The following is an 11521-nucleotide window of genomic DNA, read 5'->3' on the forward strand; positions in this document are numbered from 1 at the left end:
TATTCCTCCTTATATTAGAAAATAATTATATTTTCACTTTTTTAATGTAAACTTATCCACGTGTGTTGCAAAATAACTGGAGCTCATAACCGGGATTGAACCGGTGACCTCCACCTTACCAAGGTGACGCTCTACCTACTGAGCTATATGAGCATTCAATACATAATGTATTCATTATAAAATATTTTTATCAGTTTCTTATTATATATGATTTTTTTTTATTTGTCAATACGGTTTCATCTTTGTTCTAAGCACTTCTCAAGTTTACGCTTTACCCGTTGAAGTGCATTATCAATAGACTTCGCTTGCCTATCCAAATCAGTTGCAATCTCTTGATAAGATTTACCATCTAGATAGGAATTTAAAACTTCCATCTCTAGTCCTGATAATACTTCCTCTATCTTACTTTCTATCCTTTCCATCTCTTCTCTATCTATTATCAATTCTTCCGGATCAGATACTTTTATTCCTGATAATATATCTAGTAGAGTTCTATCTGATTCTTCGTCATATATAGGCTTATTCAGAGAGACATAAGTATTTAATGGAATATGTTTTTGTCTTGTGGCAGTTTTTACAGCAGTAATTATCTGTCTTGTTATACATAATTCTGCGAAAACCTTAAAGGATGCTAATTTATCATCCTTAAAGTCCCTTATAGCTTTAAAAAGCCCAATCATTCCTTCTTGATATATATCCTCTTTATCAGCGCCAATTAAAAAGTAAGATTTCGCTTTAGCTTTCACAAAGTTCTGGTATTTACAAAGAATGTATTCTAAAGCCCTATCATCTCCTGATTTAGCCATAGCTACTAGTTCTTCATCCCTTTTACCCGTAAATATGGAGTTTAATTCATTATTGCCACTTGTATTCTCCAACAATATCCCCTCCAAAGCATAAATGACCTTAATTGTAATTATACCTTAACAAAATTTATATAGTCAAGATATATTATCTGCTTCTTCTTATCTTTTCTAGCTTTTCTGCCACTTCCTTATCTATGGCTTCTTCAAAAAGATTTTTATTGTGGAAACTATTATTCTCACACTGCTTAGATATACTTTTATTTGTATCTTCAATCCAATGATAAAACTCTAGAGAAGATACCCTATTAGCACCTCTTTGAAATATTAATTGTTGTTCTAGAAAATCAGAAGTAACAACATAAACCTCTGATTTTCTACCTATATGATTTACAGTTCTTTCTATATAACTATCTGCAGTTTCATCATGCTTTGTAAAAACTACAGTTAAATTGCCTCTTCTCTCCTTCTTCTCTATACTTCCTTTTACCATATGTGCATCAAACACTAGTATTATTTTGCATCCCTTAAAGGCTGAGTAGTTAAGAAGTAAGTCTATAAGCCTATTTCTCGCAGCTTCGTAACTATAGTCTTTTATAGTATTTAATTCTGGCCAGCTATTAATTACATTATACCCATCCACAAAAATTTGCTTCAACTCTATACCTCATTTACCCTACTTCAATCTTTGTTTTAATATTTCATAGCTTATCATTCCGCATGCTACTGATGCATTTAGTGAATTAACCTTTCCTACCATAGGTATTTTAACTAATACATCACATTTTGATTTAGTTAGCTTCGAAATACCTTTGCCTTCACTTCCTATAACTAAAGCTACAGCTCCTTTTAAATCAGCATCATAACAATATTGTGTTCCATGCATATCTGCTCCATATATCCATATACCAGCTTCTTTCAATTCATCTATAGCCACATTTATATTAGTAATTTTAGCAATCTTTATATATTCTGTAGCTCCAGCTGAAGTTTTATAAACAGTAGGTGTAACTCCTACATTTTTTCTCTTTGGTATTATTATTCCATGTACTCCACAAACCTCTGCTATTCTAATTATAGAACCAAAATTATGAGGATCCTCTATTTCATCTAGTACTAATATAAAAGGATCTTCACCTTTTTCCTCAGCTTTATTAAGTATATCTGATATATTGCAATAGTTATATGGAGTTACTATAGCAATTACCCCTTGATGCGCACCTGTTTCACTCATACCATCTAATTTTGCTCTATCCACATATTTAACTACCACTGATTTTTCTTTAGCTAAAGCTGTAACTACACTTATAGATCCTTTAGTATCTCCCTGTGCTATCATTATATGTTCTATAGTCCTATCAGATTTTAATGCTTCGATAACTGCATTTCTTCCTTCTATCATATCTTCTCTTGCAGTTCCCCTAAATCCTTCTGCTCTTACATTGCTCTTGATATTTTCATTTCTGTAAGGTTGATTATTTTTTCCTTCAGTGTTTATATCTCCTACAAATCTATTATTATCTCTTCTATTTTTCCCTATACGCTTAGGCCTATCACTGTTTTTACTACCTCTTTTTTTATCTTCCATATCTCATCGCTCCTACTATCTAATTCTTATATATCTATTTTTATAGAGACAAATACTTATTCCTTATTTCTACAGGCTTACCACAAGTCATAGCTCCTTCTGAGCATCTTCCATTTACACAACTTGGACCAGATACTAAAAATAAGTTTGGTGCTACCTTTTTTACTTCTTTCAGCATATCATCTGCTAAATCTCTTATTTCCCATTGAGCTCTCATACAACACCTATGGCTGAAGAAATTCATAAGCTCCCTAGCATTCATTGTAACCACAATCTTCGTTGCACATGCATTAGGAAACACATATCTGGCATCTTCAATAGCTGCTTTCTCTGCTTTAGATCTTAATGATTTTAGCTCTTTTTCTTCAAGTTCCTCACATTTCTTTCTTTCTTTATATTCTTCAATATACTCTTCTAAATTAGAAACTTTAAGTGCTTCCACTAATTTATCATAATCTTCTTGGTCTCTTCTCATAGCCTCTACAAAAATAGCCTTACACTTTTCATCTTTTGCTATAGATGGAGGAATTATGTATTCAAAAGCATCTAATTTCACATATCTTTGACTTTGTTGAGAATAAGAAGCTATTCTGTGTCTCACTAGTTGATGAGTCAAGCTTCTAGATACCCCTTCAATTCCAAAAGTAAAGCTTACATGTTCCATTGGAGAATGGTGACCATAGCTACTTAACATCTTTATAAATTTACTAGTAGCATTTTCATCTAACCCCTCTGTTATTTCATCAATTCCCACTGAACTATAACATAATTTAGCAGCTGCTGCTACTATTTTTTCCGGATTTGGAGTAAACTCCAAAAGTTTAACTTTTACCATTATTATCACTCATTTCAATAATTTTATTAAGTAGGTAATTTAATCTTTCATTCTTTCCTGCAATATATAAATATCCTATTACAGCTTCAAATCCCGTTGCCCATCTATATTCACCGACATCTGCATTTTTAGGTGTGCTAGATTTGGTGTTTCTCCCCCTCTTAAACACTGACATTTCATCTTCATCAAGCATATCTAAGATTAATTTTGCATAATTACTCTGTGACTTTGCTTTAACGTAATTAACTGTTCTTAAATGCAACTGCTGCACTTTCAAAGTTTTATTTTCACCTACTAAATAGGTTCTTATAAATACTTCATATACTGCATCCCCTATAAAAGCAAGGGTTAATGGGTTTATTAAATGTGCTTCCTTTGCACTAAATTTTTCTTTTAATAAATCAAACTCCATATTTTTCTCCTTAACGAGATGAATCCTATTTTAATAATTAAACATAACCATTATATATTTTCATGATTTTATAGTCAAATTTATGTTTTCTATAAGAAATCTATTTTTATTAATACATCACTTCTAGAATTCAACTCCAAAATCCTCTATCACTTAGAATAATACAAGCAACTTTACATTCCATTTTAAAAAATAATCTTCTAAGCTTTTAATATTTAAATTCTAGGATTATAAGAATAGGACCATATTTTATAATAAGTCCTATTAATTTAACTTGTGTTGTTAATTAATAGGACTATAGACAACGCCTGTAAACACTTTACATTTTACTGAGTATCCAAAGTACAAACCCCTTATATTTACTGATTAAGTAACACTTTAGCATTTTAAAATTTTAAAATGTTAAAATGTTACATATATAAAATGTTATATATTTCTATAGATAAAATTTTATATATACCCCATATTAATCAATAGAGTAATTTCATAGAGAACTTTATATTTACCTATTACAATAAATCAATTTGTAATAATACAATTAAAATTTCACATTATTCTCCAAGAACTCTTTTTCTATTCTAGATACTATTGCTTCTATTTTGACTTCTTCAATATCTTGATTTTTTCTTAACTTAAATTCAACTATATCTTCTACTATTTTTTTACCTACTGTTACTCTTATTGGAATTCCGATTAAATCAGAATCCTTAAATTTAACTCCAACTCTTTCATTTCTATCATCTAAAAGTACCTCTATTCCTCTTGACTTTAGTTCTTCATAAATTTTCTCTGCCATCTTCATTTGTTCCTCATCCTTAACATTGGCAGGCATTATTATTACTTTATATGGTGCAACAGCCATTGGCCAAATGATTCCATTTTCATCATGGTGCTGTTCAATTATAGCTGCTACAGTTCTATTAACACCAATTCCATAACATCCCATTACTAAAGGTACAGACTTACCATTTTCATCTAAATAGTTAGCTCCCATAGCTTGTGAATACTTAGTTCCAAGCTTAAATATATGCCCAACTTCTACACCTCTTCTAATATTTATTGGACTTCCACACTTAGGGCACATGTCTCCCTCTGATACAAGCTTATAGTCCCCTACTATACCTTTAAAGTCTCTTTCATAATTTACATTTTCATAATGGTATCCTGTATCATTGGCACCAATTATGAAATTGCTCATTCTAGTAACTTCTTCATCCACAAGCAGTATATCTACTTTTAACCCAATTGGACCTGCAAATCCTATTTCTGCTGATGTAGCGTTTAACACTGTTTCCGCATCAGCCATTTCTAGTTCCATAACTCCACCTAATGCATTAGAAACCTTTGTTTCATTTAAACTTCTATCTCCTCTAACCATTACCCCAATAACTTTATCATCAGCTTTATATATTAGAGTTTTTGCAAACTTCTTATCGTTAGTATTAAAGAAGGCTACTAATTCCTCTATGGTTCTTACATTAGGAGTTTCTGTCTTTTTTAACTCCTTTTCTACTTCTCTCTCTACTTCTTCTAATTTAGATGTCGCCTTTTCTGTATTAGCAGCATAGCTACAACTAGTACAGAAAGCTATTTCATCTTCTCCTATATCAGATTTAACCATAAACTCTGCTGAACCTGACCCTCCCATAGCTCCTGAATCTGCTTCTACAGCACTAAATTCTAAGTCACATCTAGTGAATATTTTATTGTAGGCTTCATACATTTTCATATAAGATATGTCTAAACATTCATTATCTTTATCAAAACTATAGGCATCTTTCATTATAAATTCTCTAGATCTCATAACTCCAAATCTAGGTCTTCTTTCATCTCTATATTTTGTTTGTATTTGATAAAGCTTTAAAGGCAATTGCTTGTAAGATTTAATCTCATTTCTAGCTAAGTCTGTAAATACTTCTTCATGGGTTGGTCCAAGACAAAAATCTCTTCCATTTCTATCTTTAACTCTAAACATTTCTGGTCCCATAACATCCCATCTTCCAGACTCTTGCCATAAATCTGCTGGTATAAGTGCAGAAGCTAAAAATTCTTGAGCACCTGCTCTATCCATTTCTTCTCTAACTATATTTTCTACATTTTTTAATACTCTAACTCCATTAGGCATAAAAGTATATATTCCTGTAGCTGATTTTCTTATCATTCCAGCTCTTAACATAAGCTTATGACTTGCTATTTCGGCTTCACCTGGAACTTCTCTTAGCGTACTTATTAACATTTTTGATAATTTCATTTTCCATTCACCTCATAATTGTATTTATTGATAAAAAAATAGAACCCACCCTATTAGGGCGAATTCTATCGCGGTACCACCTAAATTTATACTTGATTTCATAACGGCTCATGCCGGTAGTTAAAACTACTGTTCAGAAGCAGGTTCAAAACGTGTGAAAATCTTTCAGCCCATGAATTTTCTCTCTGTGGATATGTTTCTACTATTCTTCCTCATCACATATTGATATTAATTTTTAATAAACATTATTATATCATATATCTTTAAATCTTGCTTATATATTTATATTTTATTTTTTTAAAATATTCTCCCCAATTATCATATCTTCTGGAGTTGTAAGCTTTATATTTAAATAACTACCTTCATAAAGATATACTTTCTTATTAAACTTTTCTACGATCATAGCATCATCAGTAACTTCAAATTTAGTCTTTTTTAACTCCTCATGGCAGTTAATTATTATATCGTATTTAAAGCATTGAGGTGTTTGAACTATGAAAGTATCTTCTCTGTTTAAGGTTTCCTTAGCAAACCCTTCCTTATCCTTAATTTTGATTGTATCCTTTGATTTAACTCCACAAGTACATGCACCATACTTTTTAGCATTTTTAATGCCATTATTTATTATCTCTTCAGTAACAAAAGGTCTAGCACCATCATGGATTAATACTATATCACAAGATTCTATTGCCTTTAATCCATTATATACAGAGTCTTGTCTTTCCTTACCACCCTTTACTAAAGCTTTAACTTTTTTAAGGTCATATTTTTCAACTATATTTTTTTTACAATACTCCATATCACTTTCAGCACATAGAACTATAATATTATCTATATTTTCATTATCAGAAAAAGCCTTTATAGTGTGATACAATACTGGTTTTCCTAACAAGGTCAAAAACTGCTTGTTTATGTTTGCTCCCATTCTTTTTCCTTGCCCTGCAGCTAATATTATTGCTGTATTCTTTCTCATAACTCCTCCAACAAATAAACATTAAACTAATTGCCACTACAGATATACTCTTTTTACTAAATAGACTATTGCTCCTTTGGTTTAGCAAATATCATTCTTCCTGCTGCAGTTTGAAGCACTGATGTAACTACTACCATGATATTCTCTCCAATATATTTTCTACCTTCTTCTATTACAATCATAGTTCCATCATCTAAGTATGCAACCCCTTGACCTGATTCTTTTCCATCTTTAATTACCTGTGTTCTCATAATCTCTCCCGGTAATAGGACAGGCTTTACGGCATTTGCCAGTTCATTAATGTTTAATACAGGTACTCCTTGAAGCTCGGCAACTTTATTCAGATTGTAATCATTGGTAATTACTTTTCCGTTTAGCACTTGAGCGAGTTTAAGTAGTTTAACATCTACTTCCTTAATATCCTCAAAGTCACCTTCCCATATTTCTACATTTATACTTAATTCCTTTTGTATTTTGTTAAGTATATCTAGTCCCCTTCTACCTTTTGTTCTTTTTAAAGAATCTGAAGAATCTGCAATATGTCTAAGTTCATCTAAAACAAAGGTTGGGATTACTAAATTACTTTCAATAAAACCACTTTGACATATATCAAATATTCTTCCATCAATTATAACAGAGGTATCTAGCACCTTAGGACTTAATTTATCACTGATATTTTTTGTTTTACCTTCTTTATTAGATCCTATCTTTTTAAAACTTGTAAATACATGTATGATTTCATCCTTTTTTCTTACACATATATCTGCAAATAAAACAGTAATTATTATTGTTACAATAACAGATATTATGGTTATTATTACTGATTCCACTCTAATAAGTGATGATAATAATACTGAAATTATAAGTCCAATCAAGACTCCTACCCCTGCAAATACAATATCTATTATTGGAATCTTCTGAGCAGACCTTTCTAAATACTCCATGGCCTTAACAATGCTTGAATTTATAAACGGCGAAATAAAATAAAATATAAGTCCAATAAAAATAATACATAATATAACAAACATTATTGAAACAAATCCTGTATTGTTTATTCCTAACTTAGGTAAAAGCTCCATAGAATTTCCCCATACACCTAAAACATATCCTAATGTTCCTCCTATTAAGGTAAATAGCCCCCTTAATATTCTTTTTAACACTATAGCACCTCCTTCATTTTTTACACCTCTATTGTGATTATTTACAATTTTTCTCCATAATATCCTACTAAATTAAATATATATTATCACAAATTACATTTCAATGGATTATTAGAATATTAACTAAAATTTGATTAACTGTATATAATATTAACATTTCAATTATTCAACATTCTATCACGAATAACTTCTAGTATGGGAATAATAATTAGTGAAATTAAATTTCTTAGCCTTCACAATTTTTATGTTTTGTCATAAAATAAATTATTAACAGTAAGATTACCCCCTATGAATAATAATAATATTGATATATTATATATTTAAAGGTATTCCAAGTAAGTAACTTTATTTATAAAGGAGTGAAAGTTATGAAGGATCTAATATTTGATGAATTCCAAAATTCTGTAGATAGTTCTTTACTAAGACATAAAAGTATACTTGATATACTAAGCAAATTGCATGAATCTGAAAGTAGAGTTAACAGATCCGTAATAAAGGCTGTTACTAGTTGCGGTTGCGTTAAAATTAAAGCTGAAAAGCAAAACATCAGTTATTCGTTAAGCGATGATAATGAGAATAACTTAGATAAATTAACCTTAGGTGATTTACAAATACCTCTTAGTTCCCATATAGACGGGAAGATTTGTGATAGTTGTCGTAAAGTCATTGAAAGAGAAATAGGCAATCATTTATTTTATATAACTTCCTTATGTAATAGTTTAGATATAAACTTATATGATGTACTTTTAACTGAATATAAAAACATAACTACCTTTGATAAAATTAATTTAAGATAATTTTTATAGCACAAACTTTATTGCTTTGTGCTATATTTGTTTATCCAATATAAATTGCTCTTTTAGTCTTCTTAGGCCATTTTTAATAGTTTTAGCCCTTGCTTCTCCCACTCCATCAACTAAATCTAATTCATCATAAGATGCTTTCATTATACCCTGAAGTCCTTTAAAATGCTTTACCAAATTTTCTATAATTATCGATGGTAGTCTAGGTATCTTATTTAATATTCTATATCCCTTAGTAGATATTAAATTATCAACTAACGGAACTCCACCATATCCTAGCACCTTAGCTATCATATCAAGGTTAAGTAATTCTGTAGCTGATAGTTTTTCTATATTCTTATATACATCAAGATATTTTTCAGTATCACTACAATAGTCGATTACTAAAAGTACTCCCTCTTGTTCAACACCTTTGATTAGCTCTCCTAGTTGCATAGATATAAGTCTACCTTCGTTACCTAATTCGCATATGTACGTCTCTATCTCACAAACTATTCTCATAACCATTTCATTTCTCTGAATTGCTGTGACTACATCTAAAAGTGTTGATAAATCTTGTAGCTCTAATAAATTTAAATTGCCTATTACTCTTTCTAAAACTAATTGATACTTCTCCAGCGTTTGTATAGCTTGATTAGCTTTAGCTAATACCTCACTACTTTCTCTAAGTACATATTTTATATCACCTTTATATACGGTAATTATATTTCTTCTTTGAGATATAGCCACTACTATATCTCCCGTTTGTTTTGCAACTCTCTGTGCTGTTCTGTGTCTAGTTCCTGTTTCTTGGGTACTTATAGATGAATCAGGCATCAACTGTGTATTTGCATATAATATTTTTTTCAAATCACTACTGATAACTATAGCTCCATCCATTTTTGCTAATTCATATATGTATGCTGGAGTATATTCTGATTTTATTGTAAATCCTCCATCCACCATATCTAATATATCATTACTATCACTTAATACTATCAAGCCTCCAGTTTTGGCCCTTAATATATTGTCTAATCCTTCTCTTAGTAGGGTCCCTGGCGACATGATTTTTAGTATTCCCATAAGTTCCTTTTGTTCTTGTTCCCTCATATTTTCCTCCATTAACAATCTAGCCTTTTACTTTACTTTTACTTATTATTAAAAAATCTTTGCTACTGCTTCTCTAACTGTATCAACACCAATTAAATTTATGCTCATACTATTTATTTTTGCTTTATTCTTATTTGGTAGTATTATGTTAGTAAATCCCATTTTTACTGCTTCGTTTATAATTTTCTCTGCATGGGCTATAGGTCTAACCTCTCCAGTCAATCCTACTTCTCCTATAACTAATAAATTTTCTATTTTAATTTCTTTTGCTTTAACACTAGATATTAATGCTAAAACTATTCCTAAATCTCCGTACGTACCATCAATGTTAAGACCGCCTACTACGTTAACATATACATCACTGTTATAAAAAGGTACTTTTAGCTTTTTTTCTAATACTGCTAGTATTAAGCTCAATCTTTGGTTGTCAACTCCTACTGCAGTTCTACGTGGCATTACAGCTTTAGTCTCACTTGCTAAGGCTTGAATTTCTACTAGAATAGGTCTAGTTCCTTCAACTATCCCTATAACCACTGAGCCTTCTTGCTGCATAGACTTCTCTTGTAAGAATACTGAGGATGCATCATTTACCTCCTCTAGACCACTTTCTCTCATCTCAAAAACTCCGATTTCACTAGTAGTTCCAAAACGATTTTTTATGGTTCTCAGTATTCTAAACTCTTGTGTTCGCTCTCCTTCAAAGTATAGAACTGTATCTACCATATGTTCAAGTACTCTTGGTCCAGCTAGTTCCCCTTGTTTAGTTACATGGGCAACAATAAATAATGGGATATTTTTAGTCTTTCCTATTCTCATTAGGTCATTGGTGCATTCTCTAACCTGAGATACACTTCCTGGAGCAGAAGAAATAGTTGGTTTATATAAAGTCTGAATGGAATCTATTATTACAAAACTTGGATTCATTTCAGATATATGTTCTTCAATTATATCTATATTGGTTTCTGACACTACATAAAGTTCTTTTCCTGTAGCCTTCAAACGCTCTGCTCTCATTTTTATTTGTTCTTCTGATTCTTCTCCAGATACATATAAAACCTTTCCGTACTTTGATGAAATATTACTAGCACTTTGTAATAGTATGGTGGATTTACCAATACCAGGGTCTCCAGATATTAAGGTTAATGATCCTCTTACAAGGCCACCACCAACAACTCTATTTAACTCTCCTATTCCTGTGTCTAATCTTTCATATTCACTAGACTTTACATCGGTAATATTCTTTGGTTTATTGCCTGAAGACATAGTAACAGACCTTTTAAAATTGGTTGGTACTTCACTTTTAACTTCTTCTCCCATTGTATTCCAACTATTGCATCCAGGGCATTTTCCATACCACTTTAGTGCTTCATAGCCACATTCATTACATACATATATTTTCTTTATTTTCGCCATACTTTGCCTCTTAACTCCCCTCTATATTTCTATACTAATTTATTATTTCTTAACCCTTAATTAACATCACTTTACAATAAAAATTGTTTTAGATAATAGATTATAGCATTATTAGCTATAAAAATGGGCTTTCGCAAAATATATTGCTAATCTTACATAAAATATTGAGGATGCACTTTAATATTATTGTTAGC

Annotated in this window: 11 protein-coding genes and 1 tRNA gene; 1 reads left to right on the forward strand and 11 read right to left on the reverse strand. The window is 30.8% G+C overall.

Annotation, left to right across the window (positions count from 1 at the left end; genetic code table 11):
• Positions 1-77: 77 nt before the first annotated feature.
• From B3W71_RS11325 to B3W71_RS11365, 9 genes are all read right to left on the reverse strand, one after another.
• Positions 78-153: transfer RNA gene (locus B3W71_RS11325), tRNA-Thr, on the reverse strand.
• An 83-nt stretch (positions 154-236) separates the two neighbouring features.
• Positions 237-878, reverse strand: a complete 642-nt coding sequence (gene sigH, locus B3W71_RS11330) for an RNA polymerase sporulation sigma factor SigH (protein ID WP_346889036.1) — start codon at positions 876-878, stop codon at positions 237-239.
• Between the two features lie 73 nt (positions 879-951).
• The gene (locus B3W71_RS11335; RefSeq protein WP_346889037.1) at positions 952-1461 is read right to left on the reverse strand and encodes an NYN domain-containing protein; all 510 of its coding nucleotides are present in this window, start codon (positions 1459-1461) and stop codon (positions 952-954) included.
• An 18-nt stretch (positions 1462-1479) separates the two neighbouring features.
• Positions 1480-2205, reverse strand: coding sequence for a 23S rRNA (guanosine(2251)-2'-O)-methyltransferase RlmB (gene rlmB, locus B3W71_RS11340; RefSeq protein WP_346889054.1), 726 nt, complete (start codon positions 2203-2205; stop codon positions 1480-1482).
• A 226-nt stretch (positions 2206-2431) separates the two neighbouring features.
• Complete coding sequence (thyX, locus tag B3W71_RS11345; RefSeq protein ID WP_346889055.1) at positions 2432-3229, reverse strand: FAD-dependent thymidylate synthase; 798 nt, start codon at positions 3227-3229, stop codon at positions 2432-2434.
• A complete protein-coding gene (locus tag B3W71_RS11350; protein ID WP_346889038.1) occupies positions 3213-3638 on the reverse strand; it encodes a Mini-ribonuclease 3 in 426 nt (141 codons plus the stop codon). The genes thyX and B3W71_RS11350 overlap by 17 nt, the downstream gene beginning before the upstream one ends.
• A 538-nt stretch (positions 3639-4176) precedes the next feature.
• A complete protein-coding gene (locus tag B3W71_RS11355) occupies positions 4177-5889 on the reverse strand; it encodes a proline--tRNA ligase (protein WP_346889039.1) in 1713 nt (570 codons plus the stop codon).
• Between the two features lie 289 nt (positions 5890-6178).
• On the reverse strand, positions 6179-6862 hold the full coding sequence (gene ispD, locus B3W71_RS11360; RefSeq protein ID WP_346889040.1) for a 2-C-methyl-D-erythritol 4-phosphate cytidylyltransferase: 684 nt from the start codon (positions 6860-6862) through the stop codon (positions 6179-6181).
• Between the two features lie 65 nt (positions 6863-6927).
• Positions 6928-8022 carry a PIN/TRAM domain-containing protein gene (locus tag B3W71_RS11365; protein WP_346889041.1) on the reverse strand — a complete coding sequence of 365 codons (1095 nt, stop codon included), beginning with the start codon at positions 8020-8022 and terminating at the stop codon, positions 6928-6930.
• A 368-nt stretch (positions 8023-8390) separates the two neighbouring features.
• Here B3W71_RS11365 and B3W71_RS11370 point away from each other — a divergent pair, with 368 nt between their 5' ends.
• On the forward strand, positions 8391-8819 hold the full coding sequence (locus B3W71_RS11370; RefSeq protein WP_346889042.1) for a DUF1573 domain-containing protein: 429 nt from the start codon (positions 8391-8393) through the stop codon (positions 8817-8819).
• A 30-nt stretch (positions 8820-8849) separates the two neighbouring features.
• On the opposite strand, the gene disA is transcribed toward B3W71_RS11370, so the two are convergent.
• Together disA and radA are read right to left on the reverse strand one after the other, a co-directional pair.
• On the reverse strand, positions 8850-9914 hold the full coding sequence (gene disA, locus B3W71_RS11375) for a DNA integrity scanning diadenylate cyclase DisA (protein ID WP_346889043.1): 1065 nt from the start codon (positions 9912-9914) through the stop codon (positions 8850-8852).
• Positions 9915-9962: 48 nt separating this feature from the next.
• A complete protein-coding gene (radA, locus tag B3W71_RS11380) occupies positions 9963-11327 on the reverse strand; it encodes a DNA repair protein RadA (protein ID WP_346889044.1) in 1365 nt (454 codons plus the stop codon).
• Positions 11328-11521 lie beyond the last annotated feature (194 nt).

The sequence above is a fragment of the Clostridium sp. UBA1056 genome, assembly GCA_002316385.1.
GTDB lineage: Bacteria > Bacillota > Clostridia > Clostridiales > Clostridiaceae > Clostridium_J.

Bases quoted from the DNA above. Each gene is read 5' to 3' on its own strand.
- B3W71_RS11350 (WP_346889038.1), bottom strand. From the start codon at position 3,638: ATGGAGTTTGATTTATTAAAAGAAAAATTTAGTGCAAAGGAAGCACAT.
- disA (WP_346889043.1), bottom strand. From the start codon at position 9,914: ATGAGGGAACAAGAACAAAAGGAACTTATGGGAATACTAAAAATCATG.
- B3W71_RS11355 (WP_346889039.1), bottom strand. From the start codon at position 5,889: ATGAAATTATCAAAAATGTTAATAAGTACGCTAAGAGAAGTTCCAGGT.
- B3W71_RS11370 (WP_346889042.1), top strand. From the start codon at position 8,391: ATGAAGGATCTAATATTTGATGAATTCCAAAATTCTGTAGATAGTTCT.
- ispD (WP_346889040.1), bottom strand. From the start codon at position 6,862: ATGAGAAAGAATACAGCAATAATATTAGCTGCAGGGCAAGGAAAAAGA.
- radA (WP_346889044.1), bottom strand. From the start codon at position 11,327: ATGGCGAAAATAAAGAAAATATATGTATGTAATGAATGTGGCTATGAA.
- rlmB (WP_346889054.1), bottom strand. From the start codon at position 2,205: ATGATAGAAGGAAGAAATGCAGTTATCGAAGCATTAAAATCTGATAGG.